Source organism: Paraburkholderia sp. MM5482-R2, from assembly GCF_050436125.1.
In the GTDB taxonomy this organism is placed as follows: Bacteria; Pseudomonadota; Gammaproteobacteria; order Burkholderiales; family Burkholderiaceae; genus Paraburkholderia; species Paraburkholderia tuberum.
The window spans coordinates 281,209-306,335 of the sequence record NZ_JBNDLP010000002.1 but is presented as its reverse complement, the minus strand read 5'-3'; the positions used below and the strand labels follow the sequence as shown (position 1 = coordinate 306,335).

General features: G+C 58.2%; 19 protein-coding genes and 1 pseudogene. 14 read left to right on the top strand and 6 right to left on the bottom strand.

Annotated features, from left to right (window positions below; all coding sequences use genetic code 11):
• Window positions 1-23: 23 nt before the first annotated feature.
• The gene (locus tag OKW37_RS04435) at window positions 24-857 is read left to right on the top strand and encodes a transporter substrate-binding domain-containing protein (protein ID WP_429407864.1); all 834 of its coding nucleotides are present in this window, start codon (window positions 24-26) and stop codon (window positions 855-857) included.
• A gap of 272 nt (window positions 858-1,129) precedes the next feature.
• Here the strand turns inward: OKW37_RS04435 and OKW37_RS04430 are convergent, their stop codons facing one another.
• From OKW37_RS04430 to betC, 3 genes are all read right to left on the bottom strand, one after another.
• Window positions 1,130-2,002 carry a substrate-binding periplasmic protein gene (locus OKW37_RS04430; RefSeq protein ID WP_429407866.1) on the bottom strand — a complete coding sequence of 291 codons (873 nt, stop codon included), beginning with the start codon at window positions 2,000-2,002 and terminating at the stop codon, window positions 1,130-1,132.
• A gap of 197 nt (window positions 2,003-2,199) precedes the next feature.
• A complete protein-coding gene (locus tag OKW37_RS04425; protein ID WP_184060942.1) occupies window positions 2,200-2,925 on the bottom strand; it encodes a GntR family transcriptional regulator in 726 nt (241 codons plus the stop codon).
• A 104-nt stretch (window positions 2,926-3,029) separates the two neighbouring features.
• Entirely contained in the window at window positions 3,030-4,580 is a 1,551-nt protein-coding gene (gene betC, locus OKW37_RS04420) for a choline-sulfatase (protein ID WP_429407868.1), read from the bottom strand.
• A gap of 491 nt (window positions 4,581-5,071) precedes the next feature.
• On the opposite strand from betC, the gene OKW37_RS04415 reads away from it, so the two are divergent.
• The 10 genes from OKW37_RS04415 to OKW37_RS04370 all read left to right on the top strand — a co-directional run bounded on the left by OKW37_RS04415 (window position 5,072) and on the right by OKW37_RS04370 (window position 15,455).
• Window positions 5,072-6,202, top strand: a complete 1,131-nt coding sequence (locus OKW37_RS04415; protein ID WP_260321173.1) for a porin — start codon at window positions 5,072-5,074, stop codon at window positions 6,200-6,202.
• A gap of 466 nt (window positions 6,203-6,668) precedes the next feature.
• Window positions 6,669-7,502, top strand: coding sequence for an amino acid ABC transporter ATP-binding protein (locus tag OKW37_RS04410; protein ID WP_184060944.1), 834 nt, complete (start codon window positions 6,669-6,671; stop codon window positions 7,500-7,502).
• Window positions 7,503-7,512: 10 nt separating this feature from the next.
• Window positions 7,513-8,184, top strand: coding sequence for an amino acid ABC transporter permease (locus tag OKW37_RS04405; protein ID WP_184060945.1), 672 nt, complete (start codon window positions 7,513-7,515; stop codon window positions 8,182-8,184).
• Window positions 8,185-8,194: 10 nt separating this feature from the next.
• A complete protein-coding gene (locus tag OKW37_RS04400; protein ID WP_184060946.1) occupies window positions 8,195-8,860 on the top strand; it encodes an amino acid ABC transporter permease in 666 nt (221 codons plus the stop codon).
• 35 nt (window positions 8,861-8,895) lie between these two features.
• Window positions 8,896-9,774: a dihydrodipicolinate synthase family protein gene (locus tag OKW37_RS04395; protein WP_184060947.1), complete on the top strand. Its 879-nt coding sequence runs from the start codon at window positions 8,896-8,898 to the stop codon at window positions 9,772-9,774.
• A gap of 56 nt (window positions 9,775-9,830) precedes the next feature.
• The gene (locus OKW37_RS04390) at window positions 9,831-10,847 is read left to right on the top strand and encodes a 4-hydroxyproline epimerase (RefSeq protein WP_184060948.1); all 1,017 of its coding nucleotides are present in this window, start codon (window positions 9,831-9,833) and stop codon (window positions 10,845-10,847) included.
• Window positions 10,844-12,136 (top strand): NAD(P)/FAD-dependent oxidoreductase, encoded by a 1,293-nt coding sequence (locus OKW37_RS04385; protein ID WP_429407872.1) that lies wholly within the window; start codon window positions 10,844-10,846, stop codon window positions 12,134-12,136. The genes OKW37_RS04390 and OKW37_RS04385 overlap by 4 nt, the downstream gene beginning before the upstream one ends.
• Window positions 12,137-12,149: 13 nt before the next feature.
• A complete protein-coding gene (locus tag OKW37_RS04380; RefSeq protein ID WP_429407874.1) occupies window positions 12,150-13,631 on the top strand; it encodes an aldehyde dehydrogenase family protein in 1,482 nt (493 codons plus the stop codon).
• Window positions 13,632-13,643: 12 nt separating this feature from the next.
• Window positions 13,644-14,675 (top strand): proline racemase family protein, encoded by a 1,032-nt coding sequence (locus OKW37_RS04375; RefSeq protein ID WP_429407876.1) that lies wholly within the window; start codon window positions 13,644-13,646, stop codon window positions 14,673-14,675.
• Window positions 14,676-14,747: 72 nt separating this feature from the next.
• On the top strand, window positions 14,748-15,455 hold the full coding sequence (locus OKW37_RS04370) for a GntR family transcriptional regulator (protein ID WP_429407878.1): 708 nt from the start codon (window positions 14,748-14,750) through the stop codon (window positions 15,453-15,455).
• A gap of 48 nt (window positions 15,456-15,503) precedes the next feature.
• On the opposite strand, the gene OKW37_RS04365 is transcribed toward OKW37_RS04370, so the two are convergent.
• Window positions 15,504-16,916, bottom strand: a complete 1,413-nt coding sequence (locus OKW37_RS04365) for a PLP-dependent aminotransferase family protein (protein ID WP_429407880.1) — start codon at window positions 16,914-16,916, stop codon at window positions 15,504-15,506.
• Window positions 16,917-17,030: 114 nt separating this feature from the next.
• Between OKW37_RS04365 and OKW37_RS04360 the strand changes: the two are divergent.
• The 3 genes and pseudogenes from OKW37_RS04360 to OKW37_RS04350 all read left to right on the top strand — a co-directional run bounded on the left by OKW37_RS04360 (window position 17,031) and on the right by OKW37_RS04350 (window position 20,258).
• Window positions 17,031-18,361: pseudogene (locus OKW37_RS04360) on the top strand (aspartate aminotransferase family protein).
• Between the two features lie 49 nt (window positions 18,362-18,410).
• A complete protein-coding gene (locus OKW37_RS04355) occupies window positions 18,411-19,934 on the top strand; it encodes a CoA-acylating methylmalonate-semialdehyde dehydrogenase (RefSeq protein ID WP_429407882.1) in 1,524 nt (507 codons plus the stop codon).
• Between the two features lie 171 nt (window positions 19,935-20,105).
• Window positions 20,106-20,258 (top strand): hypothetical protein, encoded by a 153-nt coding sequence (locus OKW37_RS04350; protein ID WP_184060956.1) that lies wholly within the window; start codon window positions 20,106-20,108, stop codon window positions 20,256-20,258.
• An 805-nt stretch (window positions 20,259-21,063) separates the two neighbouring features.
• Here the strand turns inward: OKW37_RS04350 and gyrB are convergent.
• Together gyrB and dnaN are read right to left on the bottom strand one after the other, a co-directional pair.
• Entirely contained in the window at window positions 21,064-23,535 is a 2,472-nt protein-coding gene (gyrB, locus tag OKW37_RS04345) for a DNA topoisomerase (ATP-hydrolyzing) subunit B (protein WP_429407884.1), read from the bottom strand.
• Between the two features lie 114 nt (window positions 23,536-23,649).
• Window positions 23,650-24,753, bottom strand: coding sequence for a DNA polymerase III subunit beta (gene dnaN / locus OKW37_RS04340; protein WP_090802283.1), 1,104 nt, complete (start codon window positions 24,751-24,753; stop codon window positions 23,650-23,652).
• Between the last annotated feature and the right edge of the window lie 374 nt (window positions 24,754-25,127).

The window sequence follows — 25,127 nt, the reverse complement described above, 5'->3', positions numbered from 1 at the left end:
TTCCCCTTGTTTGAGAGGTCATCATGGTTCGGCTGTCTCGTTTTACCCGTCAAGCTTTGTTGTGTCTGGTTGCCGCTGGTTGCGTCATTGCCAGTGTGCCGGCTCGCGCTGACGACTCCTCCGCATGGCTGAGCGTGAAAACGGCAGGTGTCCTGCGATGCGGCGCGGCGGTCGCGCCTCCGTATGTGATGCGCGACCCGAAGACCGCGGAATACAGCGGCTTCTTCTCCGAGCTTTGCCGAAACTTCGGACAGAACGTCCTGAAGGTGAAGGTCGAGTTCGTCGACACCACGTGGGACAACATCGTTGCAGGTCTGCAGTCGGAAAAGTGGGACCTTTCGATGGCGCTGAACGACACACCGGACCGCGAAAAGGCGATTTCCTTCTCGGTGCCGGCAACGGATTACAACGTTTCGTTCGTCTATAACAAGAACAACCCGAAAATTCCGAAGGGTGCTCACACTGTTGCGGAAATTGACAAGCAGGGCGTGACTATCGCGGTCATGTCAGGAACTGCGCAAGACAAGGCTATTTCGGCAGTTATCAAACAGGCTAAAATCATGCGCTTGCCAGGCAACGATGAGACGCGTCTTGCTCTCATGTCGAAACGCGCTGACCTTCTTGCTGACGCCAACATCACTAACATGCTGTTGACCGAGGCGCATCCCGAATGGGCGGCCACCGTCCAGCCGACCCCGCCTCTTGCTCAGCAGGAAGTCGCATTCGGCGTTCGGAAAGAGACGCCTGCGGCTGACATCGCCGTCCTGAACAAGTACGTCAATGAGCAGGTCAAATCGGGCGCCGTCAATCGCCTCATCAAGACATCGGTCCAGGCCATGCTCACCTCGAACAAGTAACACATAGAGAAGTAATACACCGAGCGCTGCGATGGCCCTGCCGGCATCGCGGCGCCGTTCCATTTGCGATGCGTACAAGTTGCGCAAGTCCTCTCTCCCTGTTCCATTTGCATGGCGCTGCAGCCCAGCCCATTTCAATGACTGTTCGGCTACCTGCGGCTTCAGAGTGGCCTCGAGTTATGCGCTCTCGTCGGGGCGCTGTTCAATCAGTCTCCAATCAGACCGCCAACGGGGTTTTTTAGAGGTCGTTGGCGGCTTGAATACGGAAGTTGTTACTTTGCGGCGTCGAGCATTTGTTGAACCGAAGCCTTCACAAGCTTGTCGACCGACCCAGACTTCACCTGAGACGCAATGAAGTCGTTGAGAACTGCAACGTCCGCAGGCGGAGTACCCTTGCGAAGACCAAACGCAACGTTCTGGTGCGCGAGTGGGGGCGTTGGGCTGAACGCTGCTGCCCAGTCCGGGTGCGCCTGCGTAAGAAGCATGTTCGTGATGCTCGGGTCTGCAACCAAATCTGCTCGGCGGGAAAGAAGGGAAAGCCGTACCTCATCGTCCCCCGGCAAGCGAACAATCTCTGCCTGCTTCAGGGCAGCAGTAATGGCTTTGTCCGCGGCGGTGCCAGACATGACGGCAATTCTGATGTCCTTCTTGTCGATGTCGGCAAGGGAGTGGATACCTCCCGCGAACTTGGGATTCTTCTTGTTGTACGCGAACGACAGGCTGTAGTCGATGGCCGGAGCGGAAAAATCGATGGCTTCCCGTCGGGCAGGCGTGTCGTTGAGCGCCATGGAGAGGTCCCACTTTTCCGACTGCAAGCCGGCGACGATGTTGTCCCACGTAGTGTCAACGAACTCCACTTTGACCTTCAGAATCTTCTCACCGAAGTCACGGCACAGGCTGCTGAAGAATCCGCTGTGCGTCCCGGTACTGGGGTCGCGCATAACATAGGGAGGTGCGACAGCGGCGCCACAGCGAAGTACGCCCGCCTTTTTGACGGCTTGCCACGTGTTTGCATCATCGGCCTTGGCCGGCATGCTTGCGAGGGCAGCGGAGAGAAATGCCGCACATGCTGCGGCACCAAGAGTCAAGCGAGAGTTACCTAACATGTCGACCCCAAAAAAGAAAATGATGGTGTGGTCAATCAATCCGTTCGAATGGTGCACATCAGTGCATTGAGCTTCTTCACCTGGCAATATTTGACTGGAAATCCGACAAATTAAAATGTCGTCCTAACAAAACTGTCTGAAGCCCGTACCTCCAGTTGACGTAACCCGCTTGTTAAAGGCGACAACCGCCGGATGTCGCGTTCAATACGTCAACCAGCCGACCCAGAACAGGCACCTCATGACCCCTCGACGGTTTTGCTCAGGTCAACCTCAGAGACCTGGTCGCTTCGCATGAATTCGAAAAAGCTCTCCCGAAAGTGCCTTGTCTGTTCCAGCGCCAGGTTGTCTGCCAGGTCGGGTTCGCAGGCGCGGATGGCTTTCAACATCATCTCGTGCTGTTGATACAACTGATTCGCATCGTGTGTCTGTCCCAGGTGCTCGATGTGCAGATTGAACATCCGACGGCGTTCGTCGAGCAGGCGCTCATAGAACGCAGCCAGGTAGGGATTCCGGCCTGCACGCGCTGTCGCCATATTGCAGTTCTTGTGGGCCGCAGAAACGCTGAGATAGTCACCTGTTGCGATTGTCTCGAGCAATTCCTTGTTAGCAGCCGCAATCATGACCAGATCCTCGTCCGTACGATTTGTCGCGGCGAGTCTGCAGTTCAGGCGATGAGCGATACCGAGCGCCTCGACGTACTTCGGGAACGCCTCCAGTTCGATTGGCGACACAATCGTGCTTCGGTTGGGAAGCACGACTGCGAGACCGTCGCCGACCAGCCGAATCAACGCTTCGCGTATCGGGGAACGGGACATCTGAAACCGGTCGGCCAGCGTTGCCTCGTCAAGAAGCCTTCCTGGTCGTTGCGCAAGGTTCAGAATCTCGGTGCGAAGCGTCTGATACACCGTTTTGGTGCTGGTTACCTTTCCTCGGCGCTCGTCGTCAGTTAGGAGAGTGTTCATAGCATGCTTCGTTTTGATTGGATACCGCAGTCAATCTGGTTTGTTCGGGAAGATTGCGGAGAGCCTTCCAGGACTTCCCGACTATCTGGGTCGCCGGGCCGTGTTCAATCGCTGTCGGGCAATCTCAGGTACGACCGCTGTTCTACCTCGGGGAAATACTCTCCGCGACGAACAAACTTCGTGTGGTCGCGAACCGCATTCGGATAAGTTTCCCAGTCGATAACCCGACCAGTCTGCAGCGAGCGCATCAGGAACTGCCTAGTTCGCTGATTGGCCGCGACTTCTTCCCGAAGGTCTTCAAGGTTCCACGTTTCCGCCAGAATCGTCTTGAGTTCTTCGAGGATGGGGCGAGCCTCCGGGTCGTCGGCGAGGTTATTGACCTCACCCGGGTCTGCATCAAGATTATAAAGCTGGGAAGGATACGCCCTGGAATAGACCAGCTTGTACTTTCCCTTTCGCACCATGACGCGTGGAGCTTTCGTCCCGCCGTCAAGGTGCTCAGCAAGAACCACCCGGTCGGGCTCATCTTTCTTCATCAAAGACAGAAGGCTGCTGCCTTCGTAGGCCGTCACGATGGCTTTCTCGTCTCCATTAGCAATGTCAACCAGAGTGGGGAGCACATCGACGAGTGATACGGGGGCCTTTACGCGTCCGGGACCCTTTGCGCGCGGGTCGTAGAAGAAGAGCGGTATGGATAGCGCGGGTTCGAACAGGTTTTTCTTGAACCATAGACCGCGCTCGCCAACCATGTCGCCGTGGTCCGACGTGAACATCAGAATCGTGTCTTTTGCCATCCCGGTGGCTTCGAGGGCCGCCCGTAGTTCTCCCACGCGCTGGTCGATATAGGAAATCATAGCGTAGTAGCCATGCCGCGCGCGCCGATAGACTTCGTCAGTCACGTTGTACGTGTCGAGACCGTAGTGAAAGTACAGGCCGCGGCTATGGGGGTCCATCTTGTCGAGTTCAATTTCGGCGACGCGAGGCTCGTCGATTTCCTCGTCCTTGTAGAGATTCCAGAACTCGGGAGTCGAGACGTACGGGTCGTGAGGCTGCGTGAACGAAACTGTCATGAATAGAGGGCGACCGTCACCATATCGACGCCAGTCGTAGATTTGCTGAACCGCACGCCTGGCGACTTCATCGTCGTAGTCGATTTGGAGTGACCGCGCGACGGCATTCGCGTCGGCGACCGTTTCAACGCTTGACACGCCCTGGGTCTTGACATGCGTTTCCGGGTGCTCCGGGTCGCCGACCTCGTCATAAGTCAGCGGCGTCCAGCTGAAATCCGCGGGGTAAATTTCGGTGGTCAGACGGTCCTCGAACCCATGGTGCTGGTCGGGGCCGACGAAATGCATCTTGCCGGACAGACACGTGTAATAGCCGGCGTCCCTAAGGTAGTGAGCGAATGTGGGAACGGACGCGGGAAACTCGGCCGCGTTGTCGTAAGCGCCAATCCGGGAAGGCAGGCGCCCACTCATTAAAGCAAAGCGCGATGGCGCGCAGAGCGGGTACGGACAGTATGCGTGCTCGAAAACGGTGCCCTCAGACGCTAGCTTGTCCAGATGCGGCGTTTTGCAGACTTTGTTGCCATACGCAGGGAGCGCGTAAGCCGTCAACTGGTCGGCCATGATGAACACAATGTTGGGCTTCTTCATCGAACGTTCCTTGTCACCTCGTCTCACGGCACAACCAGCATCGGTTTTTCGAGGGTTGAGCCATCCCTGTGCTATCCGTTGCATCCCGTTTGGGCCTTCCGGATTTCCTTCAATCATTTTGTCGACTAAAATTCGACAAGTAAACTGTTTTTTTGGGTCGCCCACCGGTTTTTCACCTCCGCGTTAACCCGATATATCGCGACACTTCGGTTCGAGCGGTACCTATCCGGTTTTTGTTCGCTTGACCTTGTCGAAAATTGGGCGACATAATCGGCGCAAGTTGCACACTTTGATGTATACACTGCAGCGTTTGAATATCTGAGAGCGCTGTTAGCCGGGCGGTTCGTGGAAGCGAGGCCGGCGGTTCCTCAGGGTGGTGCTGCTGTCGGAGGCGGCAACAGATGTCGACTCCGTGCATGGTGCGGCAGGTCTCCTGCAGGTTGGGTCTTCGTAACGCAAGCTGATTTAAACAATATATTGAGGAGTCCGATATGAAAGCTTCACGGCTGTTTGGCGCTGCTATTGCAATGATGCTCGCAAATGTCGCCAACGCTCAGAGCGGCGCCACCTTGTACGGAATTATCGACGCGGGATTCAACTACGTGAGCAATCTCAAAACCGGCAACGGTGCGCACGCGTTTATGTTGTCCGATGGCCCTCCGCAGGCAAGTCGATTCGGCCTGAAGGGGGCAGAGGATATCGGGGCTGGGAACAAGGTTATCTTTCAGCTCGAGAATGGTTTTAGCGTGGCGAACGGCAATCTCGGCCAAGGTGGCCGGATATTCGGGCGCCTCGCCTGGGTGGGGATGTCGGGGCAGTCTTGGGGTAAGGTTACCCTCGGTCGTCAGTACGACCCGGTTGTTGACTACCTTTATCCGCTGACTTCGTGCGGCACCTACGGCGGCGGATACATGTGCCATCCGTTCGACAGTGACAACATCGGCAACGACTTCCGCGTCAACAATTCCGTCAAGTACACGAGTCCGAACCTGGGTGGTTTCACGTTCGGAACGATGTACGGGATGAGTAATCAGGCCGGAGGGTTCAAGCAAAACCGTGCGTATAGCGTTGGGGGTTCCTATGCGAACGGGCCTATCTATCTCGGCGCGGCATTCGAGCAACTGGATAATCCAGGCACAAACGCCGATGGCGCTGTTTCATCCAATGCAGACGCTCCGTTCGTCGCAGCCCGTCAGCGCATCTACGGTGCGGGTGGAACGTACACGATTGGCCCCGTGAAGCTGGCAGCGTCATGGGCCCGGACGGTGCTTGATGGCATCAAGTCAGGCCCCATCGTTTCCAGCTACCTGCGACTCGACAATTACGAAGTAAACGCGACCTACACGTTCACACCGAGCGTCCTTTTGTCCGGCGGCTACTATTTCACGAGCGGCAATCAAGCTTCCGCAACCGGGGACCTGCATCCGAAATGGCACGAATTTAACGTGATGCTGGATTACATCCTTTCAAAGCGCACGGACGTATTCGCAATGGCCATTTACCAGAAGGCAGCCGGGGATGCGACCTTTGCGAGCATCTACGCAATCGGGCCCACCGCGACGGAGGCACCGGGAAGCGCCCGCCAGACCGTAGTGCGGCTGGGTATCCGTCACAAGTTCTAAATCAAATTAAAGGCTTTCGCATCAGCGGAGGCCTCTTTGCGCACCTTAGCACGCACCGTCTCCCAGGCATCGCAGCGATGCAGTGAGCATGGAGCGGCCGCAGCTGACGTGTTTTTCAACCTTTCACTTTTGCCTGAATTGCTGTCGATATAAGCCTCTCAGCAGCAAGAAATCACTGGCAATTCTGTGCTGCGGGTTAACCCCCTGAGCGGTTTCCCTGAAAACCTCGAATAGAGGTTGACAGTGCAAATTTCAGCCGCCTAAACTGTGTGCAACGCTGCATACATCAGAGAATGCAATGCAGCACGCGGCGAGATGTATGGTGAAGGGCGGTCCGCCCGAAACCCTCCCTGCCGGGTACCAGCCGCCGGACATGAGCGCCTCGGCCGGAGTTGCTTGAAGACCGTCAGTTTTGGCTCGCTTACTTATTCAGGCGCATCGCACGCGCTTCGCTGGAGAGACTTCAATGTTGTCACCCCAAACCATGGCCATTCAACCCAACGGACAATCCGCCGTCCATGACGTTCCCGTCTCCACAACCGGAGACTTCGTCCAGTTTCGCCAGGTGTACAAGTCTTACGGCGAGAACCTTGTCGTCATGGACAAGATGGACCTCGACATGCGTGCTGACGACCGCCTTGTCATCATCGGCCCTAGCGGAAGCGGAAAAAGCTCCCTGCTGCGCGTCATGATGGGCCTCGAGGGAATTCAAAGTGGCGAGATTGGCTTCCGGGGCCAGCCCTACATTCGAGGCGCTGATGCAGGACGTGCAAAACGCATTGACGCCAAGCTCCAGAAGCAAATCGGCATGGTGTTTCAGCACTACACTCTCTTTCCTCATCTGTCGGTGCTCGGCAACCTCATTCTCGCCCCCGTCAAGGCTGGCGGCCTGTCGAAAGCAGAGGCCACCGAGCGTGCGCGGATATATCTCGCCCGGCTGGGGCTGGAAAGCAAGCTGCATGCATATCCGAGCCAGCTCTCCGGCGGTCAGAAGCAGCGCGTTGCAATCGCCCGCGCATTGATGCTCGAGCCAAAGCTGATGCTGTTCGACGAAGTCACGTCGGCACTCGACCCGGAAATGGTCGTTGAAGTGCAGAACGTAATGCTGCAGTTGGCTGAACAGACGATGGCCATGATTATCGTCACGCACGATATGCATTTTGCGCGTGATATCGGCACTCGTGTGGTGTTCTGCGCAAGCGGAAAAATCGTGGAACAGGGCGCACCTGCCGAAATGTTCAAGTGTCCGAAAGAGGCTCGCACTCGCGAGTTCCTCGAGAAAGTTCTGCATCTCGACTGAGGTTAAAGCCATGAACTACCACTTTGACTTTAGTTTTCTTGAAGGCAGTGTTGGGGCATTGCTTTCTGGCCTCAGGGTGACGTTGGAGCTGGCTATTGCCTCCAACGCCATGGGCCTTGTTCTGGGCTTCCTTCTTTGTCTCTTGGCGATGAGCCGCTGGGCAGTCGTTCGATGGCCGGCTCAGCTCTTCATCGAGTTTTTCCGCTGCACACCCGCACTGCTGCAGATTGTGTGGTTCTTCTACTGCATTCCGATGCTCGCAGATGTGTTCATCGACCCCATCGTTATGGGCGTGCTTGCGCTCGGCCTGAATCTCACTGCCTTCAACGCGGAAGCGTATCGAGCCGGTGTCCAGGCAGTTCCCAAGGAGCATCTCGACGCGTGCGTTGCGTTGGGACTGCGTCCCTGGCAGCGTACGTTCTACGTCGTGCTGCCACAAGCCCTGCGAAATGCGATGCCTGTTCTGATGACCAACGGCATCGGCAGTCTTCAGCAAAGTGCTCTGGTTGCCATCGTTGCTGTTGCTGACCTGATGTACGTCGCCAAGAGTCTCGCGACTGAAGCTTATCGTCCTCTCGAGACTTACTCCGTCGTGGCGCTGATTTACTTTGCACTAACCTTGCCCATCTCGAAGCTAGTGCATCTTGTCGAGCGCCGGCAGGACGCGGCTATGCAGCGATAAGGAACTGAACATGAGCCTCAACTTTTTTGCCGTCTTTCCCTATTGGCACGTCCTGCTTAAGGGGCTGGGCGTTACGCTGGCTTTTACAAGCAGCTGTGCAGTGATAGGGAGCCTCGCAGGATTCATGTTGAGCCTGCTGCGGATGTCGCCGACACCATGGGTTAAAGGGCTGACCACTTTTTATGTCCAGTTCTTCCGCGGCACGCCACTGCTGATTCAGCTTTTCTGGGTCTTCTTTTGCTTCCCGGTTATTTTCCGGATACCGATTCCTCCGTACCTGTCAGTCGTCATCTCACTGACCATGTACATGGCGGCGGTTACGAGCGAGACCTTCCGTGGAGCCCTGAAATCAATTTCGGCCGAACAGCATGACGCATGCACCGCCCTCAGCCTCACGCCGCAAGCGAAGGTTCTCTATGTGATTTTTCCACAGGCACTGCTCAGGGCGGTTCCGCCGCTCCTTTCGAACATTGTCAGCCTGTTCAAGGAGAGCGCGCTCATCTCGTCGGTGGGTGTCGCAGACCTGATGTTTGTTGGAGAGAGCATTTCCAACAGCACGGCTCGGCCGGTGGAGTTCCTGACCGCAGTTGCAATTATTTACTTCCTTGTCGCGTTCCCGCTGACACGTCTGGTCGGGCTGGTTGAATCGCGCTTCCTCAGACGTTTTGCCTATTAACCCAAACAGTATTTTTGATTGTCGGAGTAACTCAAATGCAGATGAAAGGTATCCTGCCCGCACTCGTCACCCCGTTCAATGTGTCCGGTGCGGTCGACCACGACACGCTTGCGTCCATCCTCGAGTTCCAGCTCAAGGCTGGCGTCAGTGGATTCGTTCCGCTGGGCTCGACGGGCGAATACTACGCGCTTACGCACGACGAGCGACGCGCCATCCTGAAGACGGTCCTTGAAGTCGTGGGTGACCGCGGCATGCTCATCGGCGGCGCAAACGGCTCGTGCACGCGCGAAGTCATCGAACAGGTCCAACTGGTCCGCGACGCGGGCTACAAGAACGTTCTCATTGCTCCGCCGTACTACGCGCTGCCGTCGCAGGAAGAGCTTATCGGCCACTACGAAGCCATCCTGAAAGCAGTTCCGGACGTCGACATCGTCCTGTACAACTACCCTGTTCGCACGAATGTCGAAGTGGGCTTCGGCGTGCTGGACGCGTTCAAGGACAACCCGCGCGTCATCGGCATCAAGGAAAGTAGCGGCAACCTGTTGCGCGCCATCGAAATCGGCGAGAAGTACAAGGACAATTACCAACTGTCGTGCGGCTCGGACGACCAGGCGCTCGACTTCTTCCTCTGGGGCGCGAGCAGCTGGATTTGCGGTCCGGCAAACTGCTTCGTGAAGCCGGTGGTTGATTTCTACAACAAGTTCACCGCTGGCGATATCCGCGGCGCGCAGGACGTGATGCGTTCTCTGTTTCCGGTTATGGCGACCATGGAAGCAGGCAAGTTTGTGCAGAAGGTGAAGTACGGCTGCGAACTCGCCGGCTTCAAGGTCGGTCCTGCACGTATGCCGCTCAAGCCGCTCACGGACGAAGAAAAGACAGCGTTCCGCGCTGTTTTTGAGGCCGCCCAGGTCTGACGCACGCGCGCCGACGGACACATTCCGTAGGCGCATTTCTTTCACGAGACATCGGAATGACGAGACATAGTTTCAGGTGCATCGAAGGGCACGCAGAGGGCATGCCAGTCCGCATGGTGATTGACGGCGCGCCTCAGCTTACGGGGAAGTCGATGAACGAGCGCCGTGAAGAGTTCGTCGCGACGTACGACTGGATTCGTCGTTCTCTTATGCTCGAGCCCCGCGGGCACTCTCACATGTCGGGCACCATCCTCTATCCGGCATTGTCTGCTGGGTCGGATATGAGCCTGCTCTTCATAGAGACGTCTGGTTGCCTCCCCATGTGTGGGCATGCGTCAATCGGATCCATTTCGTTCGCACTTGAAGCAGGTCTTGTTCATCCGAAGTCGCCCGGCAAGGTCGTTGTCGATGTGCCTGCCGGGCAGCTTACTGCTCACTATGAGACGGAAGGCAGGCGTTTGACCTCCGTCCGCTTTACAAATGTACCGAGCTTCCTGCTGTATCGCGATGTGGAAGTGGTCCATCCGCGGTTCGGCAAACTGACCATCGATATTGCCTACGGTGGCAACTTCTATCCGATAGTCGAGGTGCAGCCGAACTTCCCTGGCTGCGAGCATTTCTCCCCCGAGGAACTGCTTGATTGCGGCCGCCAGATGCAGGTCTTGGTCAACCACACGGTCGATGTTGTTCACCCCGACAACCCGAACATTCGCGGCGTCAAGCACTGTATGTGGACGGGTGCTCCGATTTCGAAGGACGCCGATGCTCGCGCCGTCGTCATCGCAGGTGACAGCCTGATTGACCGTTCGCCTTGTGGAACGGGCACGTCGGCGCGCGTGGCTCAGCGCCATGCAATGGGGCTGCTGCAGCAAGGAGAGACTTTCACCCATCAAAGCCTCATCGGTAGCCATTTTATCGGCCGTGTTGAATCTACGCTGAAGTTAAAAAGTGGTATCGATGCCGTGCTGCCGAGTGTTGAGGGACGCGCCTGGATGACTGGGCGTTCGGAGCACTACGTCGATGACTCGCAACCCTACGCGCATGGCTTTGACCTGCAGGAGTTCTCCAAGTGAACGCCGTTCCTCGTGATTCTTTCACGGCCAGCCAGGCTCCTGTAGTGCAGGAATCCGCCGCTGTCGTCGGTGGCGGCATCATCGGAGTCTGCTGCGCACTCTATCTTCAGCGCGGTGGCTACGCCGTTACGCTGGTTGACCCCGAAGCGCCAGGCAACAGTACGGCGAAATGGAGTTGTGGCCAGATGGCGGTGAGCGAAATCATCCCGTTGTCGAAACCCGGCATTTTGATGAAGGTACCTGGCTGGTTGATGGACCAGAAAGGTCCTCTTGCATTGCGCCCAAGTGCACTGCCGGGCATCGTGCCGTGGTTTTTCCGTTTTCTCATGTGCGCGCGCCATTCGAAGATTGTCGACATTGCGCAGTCAATGGCGACGCTCACGCACGACGTGTATGCCGACTATGCACCGTTGCTTGATGCCTGTGAGGACAAGACCTTGATGGGTGAGCGTCCGATTCTTGAAGTCTTCGACAATCCAGCGGGCATCACCCACGAGCAACCACACCTCGACCTGCGCACATCCCTCGGCTTCAAATCGCAGCGGCTGAACGCAAAAGAAATCGGTGACCTTGAGCCCGCATTGGCAGGACGCTTCGCTCACGGTTTGCTCTTTGCTGACTGGCGAGCGGTCAGCGACACAGAGGGCTTCGTTGCCGCGCTCACGGAAAGTTTCGTTGCCCACGGTGGTCGGCGCATTCGCGCGGAGGTCACCCGCATCGACGAGTCGAATGGGCGAGCAACGGGTGTCACGCTAGCAAACGGCCAACGCGTGCAGGCCAGTGCGGTTGTTGTGGCCTCTGGCATCGGTTCGCGACGGTTTTTCGACGCACTAGGTGTCAGCATCCCGCTCGAGGGTATTGCAGGCTACCAGGCCGTACTTGCGAATCCGGGCGTCGAAATCCGTCATTCCACAATCTATGCGGACGGAGGCTTCTGCTTCAGCCCGATGACGCGTGGCCTTCAGATTGGCGGCACGATTGAATTCGCTGGACGCGACGCGAAACCGAACTTCAGGCGCGCCGACATCATCCTTGAAAAAGCAAAGCGGGTGTTACCGGAACTCCAGACGGACGATGTCGAGTATGGCGTTGGCTATCGTCCCTTCCTGCCAGACACTAAACCCATCATCGACCGTTCACGTCGTCTGCAGAACGTGTTTATGGCATTCGGCCACGGCCAGCTCGGTCTCACATTAGGCGCAACAACTGGACGTCTGATTGCAGACATGGTTGCCGGGCACCCGACGAAACAGAACCTCACACCATTCAGCGCCTACCGCTTCTCCTGACGGGACGAATTCGATGAAATCGTACGAGCATCTCTATATCAACGGCCAATGGGTTTCGCCCCTGCAGGGTGGGACTTTCGATACGGTTGACCCGAGCAATGAGAAGGTGATTGCAAAGGTCGCTGCCGCAACCTCGGAAGACGTCGACCTTGCAGTCAACGCTGCCCGCAAAGCATTCGACGAAGGCCCATGGCCCCGTATGAGCGGCGCCGAGCGCGCCGCTGTCCTTCGCAGAATCGGGAAGGGCATTCGTGACCGTTTGCAGGAGCTTGCGGAAATCGAAGTTCGTGACAATGGCAAACCGCTTCCGGAGGCCCTATGGGACCTGGGCGATGCAGCCGGTTGCTTCGAATTCTATGCGAGTCTCGCCGAGAGGCTGGATGCCGATGCCGAGAAGCCTGTTGCGCTTTCCGATGACCGCTTCAGCTCGGTTGCTCGCAAGGAACCGGTCGGTGTCGCGGGGGCCATCATCCCCTGGAACTTTCCGATGTTGATGGCCGCATGGAAGGTCGCGCCTGCTCTCGCAGCTGGCTGTACCATGGTCCTGAAACCGTCGGAGCTCACGCCTCTGACTGCGCTTGAGCTCGCCGACATTGCGGCCGGTGCTGAACTTCCTCCCGGCGTGCTCAACGTGGTCACCGGTCTTGGCAAGGACGCAGGCGCCCCGCTGAGCGAGCATCCGGGTATCGACAAGCTGGCGTTCACCGGTAGCGTTCCGACCGGTACCCGAATCATGCAGGCCGCTGCGCGCGACATCAAGAATGTGAGCCTCGAACTGGGCGGCAAGTCGCCGTTCATTGTCTTCGAAGATAGCGATATCGATGCGGCCGTCGAATGGATTATGTTCGGCATCTTCTGGAACCAGGGAGAGGTTTGCTCTGCGACGTCGCGCGTTCTCGTGCAGCGCGAAATTTACGGGCGCCTGCTCGAGCGGCTGGAAGAGGAAACGCGCAAAATCACTATCGGGAACGGTCTTGAGGACGGCGTGCTGCTTGGACCACTCGTTAGCGAGGGGCAGTATGAGAAAGTGCTCGAAGCCGTCGCGCGTGGCAAGGAAGAAGGCGCGCGACTGGTAACTGGCGGAGAACGACCCGCACACCTCGATAAGGGTTACTTTATGGAGCCCGTCGTTTTTGCCGATGTACCGGAAGAAAGCTGGGTCTGGCGTGAGGAAATCTTCGGGCCGGTCGTATGCATTCGACCGTTCGACACTGAGGCGGACGCGGTGCGGTCCGCAAACGATTCGCGCTTCGGCCTTGCTGCGGCGGTGATGTCGCGCGATAACGAGCGCTGCGAACGTGTCGCGCGAGCGCTGCGCGCCGGCATTGTCTGGATTAACTGCTCGCAACCGACTTTTACGGAAGCTCCATGGGGTGGCTATAAGCAAAGCGGTATCGGCCGCGAACTTGGCGAATGGGGCCTTAACAACTATCTGGAAACAAAACAGATTACGCGGTACGACAGTGACAAGCCATGGGGCTGGTACATCAAGTAAGGTGGGTCAATCATGCGCTGGAAAAAGACACTCCAACTCGTAGACGTGCACTGCGAAGGCGAGATTGGCAAGGTTATCACGGCAGGAGTCGTCGGCATCCCCGGTGAGACCATGCTCGACAAGATGAACTACATCAACGAGGTGGACGACAGTCTGCGCAGACTGGTCGTGCTTGAGCCGCGAGGCTGCCTGCAGATGTCGGTCAATCTCCTGCTGCCGCCGACTCGTCCTGAAGCACACGCCGGATTCATCGTGCTGCAGGCGGACAAGGCGCATCCGATGTCGGGCAGCAATGCCATTTGCGTGGTCACAGCGTTGCTTGAACTCGGTATGGTCGAGATGCAGGAGCCGGAAACGACTGTGGTGCTCGACACGCCAGCGGGATTGGTTACCGCCCACGCGAGCTGTAAGGACGGGCGTTGCACCGAGGTCTCACTCGACATGATGCCGTCGTTTGTCGAACAGCTGGACTTTAGCTTCCAGACGTCGCACTTCGGAACAATCAAGGCGGACATTGCGTTCGGCGGCGTCTATTACGCGCTCATCGACGTCGAACAGGTTGGGCTGGAGATTGCGCCAGAGAAGGCCCGCGAGCTTGCCGAGCTTGGCGTGTCGCTGAAGGATGTCATCAACGGGCAGATTCGGATACAGCATCCGCTCTACCCACAGATTAACGAGGTCGCCTACGTGATGTTCCGCAATCGCGTGACTGACGAACTGTATCAGACGTGCACGACACTGCCTCCTGGTCGGGTCGACAGGTCACCGTGCGGAACGGGAAGCTCGGCCAATCTGGCGACGCTGGCCGCCCGAGGCCTGGCGGACGTTGGCAGTCGGCTGAAATCGCGCTCGACAATCGGAGGCGAATTTACCATCGAGCTCCTCGGCAAAACCGAGGTAGGAGGCAGGCCGGCGGTGCTCCCGCGTGTTCAAGGGCGGGCGTGGGTCTACGGAATCCAGCAGATTGGGGTCGACCCTGACGACCCGCTCGCCGCCGGCTTCATGCTGAGCGACACCTGGGGCTCGGGTTTCCTGAAGGCCTGAGGCGGAGTGCGCGCGATGATAAACTTGAATGCGCGCCCGTCTTTCCGGGCCCACGATGATGGCGGTGAAACGATGAGCAAAGGCACGACAGAGACTGAGACCAACGTGCGCCGGCATGGCGGACGGTACATCTACGAGGAGTTGCGAAAGCAGATTCTGACGCTGCAACTCAAGCCAGGCGCCCCGCTGGACGAGGTATCGCTTGCGGAGCAGTTTGGCCTTTCGCGTTCGCCGGTGCGCGATGCGCTTGCGCGACTGACTAGCGAAGGCCTGGTGACCATTCTTCCGAACCGCACGACTCTTGTCACGCCGTTCGAAATTGAAGAATTCCCCAAATACATTTCGGCACTTGACCTCATCCAGCGAGCGGTCACGCGGTTGGCAGCACTGCACCGAACCGATACCGACCTCGCCCGCATCCGTAAGGCAGATGACGTGTACATGCAGGCGGTGGCAAGTGGCGATTTCCAGGCGATGTCCGAAACGAACAAGGCTCTGCACATGGCCATCGCGCATGCGGCGAACAACCCTTACTTCGTCGGATATTACGAGCGGCTATTGGGTGAAGGCCAGCGACTGTTGCATCTGCATTTTGACTTCACGGTCACTTCGCCGACAGCGGCGAAGCTCGGACGCGACCACGACGAACTGATAGACGCGATAGCGAGGAAAGACGCCGAGGCGGCGGAAAAGGCCGCGCACGAGCACACCATGCTGTTCCAGAAACGGTTTCTTGATTACATGCGACAGAACATGACGGAATCGATGGCCGTTCTGTGACCCGTTGCAGGCAGCTTTGGTCTCTCCAAGTCTGCCTTTTTCGCAAAGCTAGGCGGCGCCGCTGGTCAGCCCCTTCATAAACGTCCACAGTTCCGGAACGTCGGACGCCGCTGCATTGAATCTGAACCACTCAGATGCGGGCTCCCCTGGTCGGAAATATGAGCCAGGAGCAAGCCAGATGCCCTTGCTCAACGCATCATTTGCAACTGCGATGCTGTCTTCCGGCCGAATAGGCAACTTCGCCCACAAAAACAGCCCTGCATTGGGCGCGTGGAATATTTCGAGGCCGGCTCTGGCCATGGACTCAGTCACGCGCGCGTGCGCATTGAACAGCCGTTCCCGGATGTGAGCGGTATGACGGTCGTAGTGCCCTTCTATAAGGACGGTCGCGACAGCACGCTCGGTAACTTCGGATGAGGTAAGGCCGACCGCCATCTTTGTCAGGGCGAACCGCGAAACGAGGTCTCGGCTGGCGGCGATATATCCGACTCGCATTGCGGGTGTGATGGTTTTTGAAAAGCCTGATACGTAGATGACCCGTTGCAGACCTTCCATCGCCGCGAGGCATGGCGCGCCAGGCGGAGCGAGCTCTCTGGAGATATCGTCTTCAACAATCCACAGACCTTCGCGGTCGGCAATCTGAAGCAGGCGGAACGCTGACGAAGCGCTAAGCGATGTTCCCGAAGGATTCTGCAACACGGTATTGATGAACAGGCCCTTCGGGCGATGTCGCTTCACCACCTCTTCAAGTTGCGCGCTATCGATGCCGTCAGGTGTACGCGGAACACTCACCACGTTGACGAATGCCACCTTGAGAATCTGCAGCAGATTGCAATAGCACGGGTCTTCAACAATCACCGTGTCACCGGGCCGAAGAAGAGTCCGAACGAGGAGGTCCAGCGCCTGAGTGACGCCTTGCGTCAACAGAACGTCAGTGGTACCTACGGACAGCGAATATCTACGCAACGAATTAGCGATATGCTCGCGCAGTGTCGCGAGTCCGTACGGATGGCCGTAGCCTCCGATGCGGGGTCCTGGCACGCGGCTTACTACGCGCAACGCGTGTTGAACGCCACTCTCGTTTATCCAGTCGTTTGGAATCCACCCGCATCCCGCCTTGATGGGCACAGACTGGTCCGCAAAAACGTCGGACAGTAGCCACGCGGCGTTTAAACTTGGAGCGCTCCAGACAGGCGCAGCAGGCGCTTTGGCTGCTGGAGTTGCGACACGGTAACCTGCTCCGGCACGGGCGTTCACAAGCCCTAGCGAAACAAGCCGTTGGTATGCTTCAGAGACTGTGTACGTGCTCAGGTTATGAGCTTTCGCAAGCGTTCGTACAGAAGGCAGCATGGTGCCGGCGGGGTACGTACCCTGTCTCAGTTCCTGCCCGATTGACGAGACAATCTGGTCGACCAGCGTACCTTCGTTCTTCCTGACGCGGGACAGGTTCAGTTCGAACATTTCAATACAGTCCGGGAGAAGTAGTTAGTACAGTCTGACCGTTTGTTTTCGGCTGTCCAGTGATTGTAGCGTGCGAAGTCGATAGAGTTGACTCCATATTCACGGAGTCAACTCATGAGCACAACGCAAACCGGGCCGGACCTCTCGAACTTCTGGATGCCGTTCACGGCGAACCGGCAATTCAAGGCAGCACCCCGACTGTTCAAATCTGCGAAGGGCATGTACTACACGACCGTGGACGACCGTCCCGTGCTCGACGCGACGGCAGGTCTTTGGTGCGTGAACGCGGGCCATGGCCGCTCGGAAATCACGGAGGCTGTCGCTGAGCAACTCGCAACGATGGACTATGCGCCGACGTTTCAGATGGGCCACCCGCTCGCATTCGAAGCAGCGACCGCGGTCGCCGAATTGATGCCGGTGGGCCTCGACCGTATCTTCTTTACAAACTCGGGTTCGGAGTCGGTCGACACAGCGTTGAAGATAGCACTCGCCTATCATCGTGCGCGCGGTGAAGGGCAACGTACCCGCTTCATCGGCCGGGAGCGTGGTTATCACGGTGTTGGGTTCGGCGGCATTTCAGTCGGTGGCATCCTGGCAAACCGCAAGACGTTCTCCGGTAACCTGATGCCACATGTGGACCACCTTCCGCATACGCTGAACATCGCGGAGGCAGCGTTCACGCGTAGCCAACCGACCTGGGGTGGACATCTGGCAGATGAGCTTGAGCGGCTCGTCGCGCTCCACGACGCCTCGACCATCGCCGCCGTTATAGTCGAACCGCTTGCAGGGTCGACTGGCGTAATCGTTCCTCCGAAGGGCTACCTTGAGCGACTCCGCGAGCTGTGCACCAGGCACGGCATCCTGCTGATTTTCGACGAGGTGATTACCGGATTCGGGCGCTTGGGCGCGCCGACGGCGAGCGAATATTTCGGCGTAGTTCCGGACGTCCTCACGATGGCGAAGGCAATCAATAACGCGGCCATTCCAATGGGTGCCGTTGCGGCCAGCCGCGCGGTCCATGACACGGTGGTCAATGCAGGAGCGGAGAATGCTATCGAGTTTTTTCATGGCTACACCTACACTGCGCATCCCGCCGCGGCAGCAGCTGCTATTGCAACGCTCGATATCTACAAGCGGGACCGACTCTTCGAGCGTGCAAAAGAGTTGTCCGGCGTTTTTTCGAAGATGCTGTACACGAGCTGCATGGCTCACCGTACGTGAAGGACATCCGGAACCTCGGTCTGGTCGCCGGTATCGAGCTCGAATCGCGTCCGGGTGCACCGGGTGCACGCGGATACGACGTATTCCTCAAATGCTTCGAGGCTGGCGTACTCGTGCGTTACACCGGTGACATTCTTGCCTTCTCGCCGCCACTGATTATCGACGAGCAGAAGATTGACCAGATTTTCTCAACGGTGCAAGACGTACTGCGCAACGCTGCCTGATTTTAACCACCAGGCCGCCATCGGCCAGACAAGCATCTGGAGTTCCGAAATGAATGTAGCAAATGAAACAGCGAACCTCTCTATCAAGCAGGTTAGCCACTTCATCAACGGTCAAATCGTTGTGCCGTCGAGCGACCGCTTCAAGGATATTTTCAACCCCGCAACCGGAGAGGTGACCGGCGGAGTGGCCCTTGCCTCCGTCGAAGAAGTCGACCAGGCGGTGCAGGCAGCCGCGGCAGCTTTCCCGAGCTGGAGCGAGACTGCTCCGCTCAAGCGTGCGCGCATCCTGTTCAAGTTCAAGGAACTGCTGAACAAGCACCACGACGAGCTGGCGATGCTCATCACGCGTGAGCACGGCAAGGTCTTCACCGATGCGCAGGGCGAAGTGGTACGTGGCATCGAAGTTGTCGAATTCGCTTGCGGCATTCCCAATCTCCTGAAGACGGACTTCACCGACCAGATTGGCGGCGGCATCGATAACTGGAACCTGCGTCAGCCGTTGGGCGTGGTGGCGGGCATTACGCCGTTCAATTTCCCCGTGATGGTGCCGATGTGGATGTTCCCGGTTGCGCTGGCCTGCGGCAACACGTTCTTGTTGAAGCCGTCCGAGCGCGACCCGTCCGCTTCGGTGCGCCTCGCCGAACTGCTCAAGGAAGCTGGCTTGCCGGATGGCGTCTTCAACGTGGTCAATGGCGACAAGGTGGCAGTCGACGCGCTCATCGACCATCCGGACGTCGCCGCCCTGTCGTTCGTCGGCTCGACGCCGATTGCGGAGTACATCCATACGGAAGCGTCGCGTCGCGGCAAGCGCGTGCAGGCGTTGGGCGGCGCGAAGAATCACCTCGTGGTGATGCCGGACGCAGACCTGGACCAGGCGGTGGATGCGCTGATTGGTGCCGCCTACGGCTCCGCCGGCGAGCGCTGTATGGCTATCTCGGTGGCGGTCGCCGTGGGTGACACCGGGGACGCCCTCATCGAGAAGTTAATTCCGCGCGTCAAATCGCTTGTTATCAAGAATGGCGAGAAACTCGACGCTGAAATGGGGCCGCTCGTGACGGCCGAACACAAGGCGAAAGTGGCCGGCTACATCGCTTCCGGCGAAGCCGAAGGTGCCAGGCTCATCGTTGACGGGCGAACTCACCCGGTCTATTCGAGGCCAGGGTATTTCATCGGCGGTACCCTCTTCGACGACGTTCGGACGGACATGAAAATCTACAAGGAAGAGATATTTGGGCCTGTTCTTGCGGTGATTCGAGTGCCCGATGTCGCGAGCGCAGTGAAGCTAATTAACGCGCATGAGTTCGCGAACGGTGTCTCGCTTTACACGTCGGACGGCGGCGTGGCCCGGGCGTTCGCGCGACAGATTCAGGTCGGCATGGTCGGCGTGAACGTGCCCATCCCGGTTCCGATGGCATGGCATTCGTTCGGCGGCTGGAAGCGTTCCCTTTTTGGCGACCATCATGCTTACGGCGAAGAAGGCGTACGCTTCTATACGCGCTACAAGAGCGTCATGCAGCGTTGGCCGGATAGCATTGCCAAGGGAGCCGAGTTCACAATGCCCGTTGCGAAGTAAGCTCATGACTTGGCGCGGTCGGCGGTTGCGGATGGCGTCCACTGGCCGAGCCGAGCCAGGCTCAGTCGCTTGGGTCATACCACAACAAGATTGTAGTGGCGGCAAGCGCGCCCCCGCGTTTCAACGCGGGCGCCAGAAGTCGCATGGAGGATTGAAAACATGGAGGCTTGGATGTTTCGTCGCGGTCCTCTCAAGTGGCTCTTGGGGGCGAACCGCGACGAGACGGCGCTGCAGATGCAAGATGCGGTGGATTTGCTGGCAAGGGGGTGGCCGGAAGATTATCCGGCCGGAACGGTGGAATGGTTGATTGCGGGACAGGTTTGACCCAGTGAGTTCGAGCGGGCTCTGATGGTGCCTGTAGACCCATCCGCGATTCGTACGGAGGGCTTTCACGCCTCGCGTGACGCTTCGGAGCCCCCTCCCTAAAAGTGTCCCTCAGCCGCCCTGCGCCCAAAAATTTCAAAGAAAACGGGGGGTAAAAAGACGAGCCGCTCGATGGTTACATGCGCTACCGAATAAATGCGTCCCTAGCCATAGCTGACAAGGCTTTGACCGTTTCGGCACTCTCCGTCAGGGAGGCTTCCATGACGAGGTCGAGGGACACTTTCTTTTTTGCCGGGCACACGGGATGCCGGCCAGCGCCCACGCACTCCACCGTCACCGACTTCGCCAGATTCCAGGTTTTTGCCGGCGTCAGATAGGAGCGCATCAACGGCCATCGCCGCTAGGAGTCGTTCTGAGGCGGTCAGCGCAGTGCGTCTATCTAAAAGAGGCGCATTCGCTAGAGAAGCAAACCGGGTCACCCCAACTACGATGCTCTGGCGCGACCAACGAAGCCGCTGTGCGTGAGCTGGGCGATGCTGTCGCAGGCGAAATCGTTTTCAGTACATTGGGCGGGAGCACAGACGAAAACCGCGGACCAGCGGACGCAGCAGAAGTCCGGCTGAAAAGCCCCCCTGATTGTTGCCGAGACCGAAAAAACTACGGCCACCTCAACACTGTGGCCGTCATTCGTGCGGCTGTGACGTTAGTAAGGTGCCGTCATGTGAGCTATCGGAGCGCGTCTATCGATAAATGTCTCAATGGATGCTTCCCAAAATCTCAGGTTATGACTCCTGCTACAACACCCTCAAACGTCGATATTCCCCGCCCTCAACGCATTCGACTCAATAAAAGCCCTGCGCGGCTCCACATCGTCCCCCATGAGCGTAGTAAAGATGCCATCAGCAGCAATAGCATCCTCAATCTGCACCCGAAGAAGACGCCGCACCGCAGGATCCATAGTCGTCTCCCAAAGCTGCTCCGGATTCATCTCCCCGAGGCCTTTATAGCGCTGCTTGGACATATTCCTCTCAGCATCAGCCAGCAGCCACTTCATCGCACTCTTAAAGTCGGTGACAGCCATACTCCGCTCCCCACGCTTGATCACAGCGCCAGAGCCGATCAACCCCTTGAACGTATTAGCGGTGGTCACAAGCTGCTGATAATCCGCAGTCAACTGAAACTCTTCATCGATCACAGAAATCTTCTGATTCCCATGATGCGTCCGCGCGACGCGCAGCGAGCGCAGCTCCCGCACCGGGTCATACATCGTCGTAACGCGCACTTCCGGCTTCAGCGCATCATCCCGCAGCTTCGCCTCAAGCGCGCGAGCCGAAGCTTCGGCCGCCTGCTCGCTGGAGAGGTCGATAACGACGCCATCCATCACGGCCTCGAGCGCACCCGCGTCATACAGCCGGCTCAACCGATCAACCACTGCCTGCGCCAACAGATAAGCCCGAGCCAACTCACCCAACGCATCCCCGGTAATCGGAGTCGCACCTTCAGAAGCCACCAACTCCGACCCCTGCAACGCGAGCCGAAGAATATGAGCGTTGACTTCCGACTCATCCTTCAGATACCGCTCATCCTTCCCCGCCTTGATCTTGTAAAGCGGCGGCTGCGCGATATAGATATACCCGCGCTCGATCATCTCCGGCATCTGCCGATAGAAGAACGTCAACAACAGCGTCCGGATGTGCGCGCCGTCGACGTCAGCATCGGTCATGATGATGATGCGGTGATAGCGCAGCTTGTCGAGGTTGTAATCTTCCTTGCCGATCCCGCAGCCAAGCGCAGTAATCAGCGTAACGATCTGCTCGGAAGAAAGCAGCTTGTCGTAACGCGCCTTCTCGACGTTCAGCACCTTGCCGCGCAGCGGCAAGATAGCCTGAAACTTCCGATCACGCCCCTGCTTCGCCGACCCTCCCGCCGAGTCACCCTCGACGATATAAATCTCCGACTTCGCCGGATCCTTCTCCTGGCAATCGGCGAGCTTCCCGGGCAAACCGACGCCATCGAGCACGCCCTTACGGCGCGTCATCTCACGCGCCTTGCGCGCCGCATCGCGGGCACGCGCCGCATCGACGATCTTGCCGCAGATGATCTTCGCGTCGCCCGGCGTCTCGAGCAGGAATTCCTCGAGCGCCTTTGCGACCACTTCTTCCACCTGCGCGCGCACTTCCGACGACACGAGCTTGTCCTTCGTCTGCGAGCTGAACTTCGGCTCAGGCACCTTCACCGACAGCACGCACGACAGCCCTTCACGCATGTCATCGCCCGACGTTTCGACCTTCGCCTTCTTCGCGACTTCGTGATCGGCGATGTACTTATTGAGCACGCGCGTCATCGCCGCACGCAGACCGGTAAGGTGCGTGCCGCCATCGCGCTGCGGAATGTTGTTCGTGAAGCACAGCACGTTTTCGTTGTAGCTGTCGTTCCACTGCATCGCCACTTCGACGCCCACACCATCCTTCTCGCCGATGATGTGGAAGATGTTCGGGTGCAGCACGGACTTGTTCTTGTTGATGTACTCGACAAAACCCTTCACGCCGCCGACGAACGCGAAATCCTCTTCCTTGCCCGAGCGCTGATCCACCAATCGAATCCGCACGCCGTTATTGAGGAACGAAAGCTCACGAATCCGCTTCGCGAGAATGTCGTAGTGGTATTCAACATTGCCGAAAATCTTTTCATCGGCCATGAAATGCACTTCGGTGCCGCGGTTTTCGGTGTCGCCGATCACCTGTATCGGCGACGTGGTCACGCCGTCGATCTCTTCGAGCACGCGGTTCTGCGGCACACCACGGTGGAATTCCATGAAGTGCTTCTTGCCATCGCGGCGCACGGTGAGGCGCAACCACGCCGACAGCGCGTTCACGCACGACACGCCCACGCCGTGCAGGCCGCCCGACACCTTGTAGCTGTTCTGGTCGAACTTGCCGCCGGCGTGCAGCTCGGTCATCACGATTTCGGCGGCGCTGCGCTTCGGATCGTGCTTGTCGTCCATCTTGAGGCCGGTCGGCACGCCGCGGCCGTTGTCGGTGATCGACACGGAGTTGTCCGCGTGGATGATCACCTGGATGTCGTTGCAATGGCCGGCGAGCGCTTCGTCGATCGAGTTGTCGAGCACTTCGAACACGAGGTGGTGCAAACCGGTGCCATCCGATGTATCCCCGATGTACATCCCAGGCCGCTTGCGCACGGCTTCCAGACCTTCGAGGATCTGGATGGACGAGGCGCCGTAGCTGTTATCGGGCTGCGTATTGTTCGTTTCAGTCATGGATTTTTTCCGGTTCTGCGTTACTGCAAGGTTGCTGCTCTGGACTTTTCAAAACGCCATAAAAACGCCAAAGGGGCGCTGCGCCCCTTGGTGTTCTTCTTGATGTTGGACGCGTCAGATGCGCATCGGCATCACCACGTACTTGAATTCGTCGTTCTCGGGAATCGTGATCAACGCGCTGGAGCTGGCATCACCCAGGCTCACCTGCAGCATGTCGACCTTCAAATTCGCGAGCACGTCGAGCAGATACGTGACGTTGAACCCGATATCGACGCTGTCGCCGTCGTATGCGATTTCCAGTTCTTCCTGCGCCTCTTCCTGATCGGCGTTGGTCGACATGATCTTCAACTGGCCCGGCTCGACGATGCAGCGCACGCCCTTGAACTTATCCGACGTCAGAATCGCCGCGCGTTGCAGCGAACGCTGCAGTTCTTCGCGGCCAATCTGGAATTTGTTCTTGTGCGACTTCGGAATCACGCGCTGGAAGTCGGGGAACTTGCCTTCCACGAGCTTCGACACGAGTTCAACCTGACCGAACGTGAACTTGACCTGCGTCTGCGCGATGTCAATCTTCAGCGTGTCGTCGATGTCTTCGAGCAGGCGCTGCAGTTCGAGAATCGTCTTGCGCGGAATGATCACTTCGTGGCGCGCGAAGGAGCCCTCGATCTTCATCGACGAGAACGCGAGACGGTGACCGTCGGTCGCGACCGCCATCAGCTGATCGCCGTCCACCACCAGCAGCATGCCGTTCAGGTAGTAGCGGATGTCCTGCTGGGCCATCGAGAAATGGACCATGCCGAGCAGCTGGCGGAACGTCTTTTGAGGAACCACCAGGCTCGCGCCGTAGTCTTTGGCCTGAGCGACGGTCGGGAATTCGTCCGCGGCGAGCGTCTGCAGCGCAAAGCGGCTCTTGCCGGATTGCACGGTCAGACGCTTGTCGTTCAGCGTCAGCGTGACCTGGCCGTCAGGCATCGCGCGCAGAATGTCGAGGAGCTTGCGCGCTGCCACCGTGGTCGCGACCGAATCGCCGCCCACGCCGAAATCGGCGCGCGTGGTGATCTGCAACTCCAGGTCGGTCGACAGGAACGATACGTCAGGACCGTTCTTGGTGATCAGCAAATTGGCGAGGATCGGCAACGTATGGCGGCGTTCGACGATGCCGCTCACGGTTTGCAGCGGCCTGAGGAGGTTGTCGCGTTCGGTCTTGACCAGTTGCATAGGGTTCCTTCGTTGGTATAACGGCCTGCACGCCTTACGGGACAAGCGTTTCAGCGCGCAGCCACGGCTCCCCGCCGGCGCCCTGAAAAGCGCCCGACACGGCGTGAAATCCGCCCGTCGCCGCCGGGCGGTTAAACCTGTATTGTGCCTGAAAACGGGACCGCCTCACTAAAATGGGGGCGAGTTCGGGAATAAACAGGTCGATTTTCTAGGGCGTGGTCCGGGCTGCCGCCGACTTGTCGCGCCGCTGCGCGGCGCTACCGGTTCGCAGGCTCGTTGTTCCGCCACTTCTGGCCGGTTGCGCCGCAAATTCGCCACGGGTTTGCCGCGCTTTTTACGTCGCTTCTGCCCGCTTACCGTCGCGTTCCTTGTCA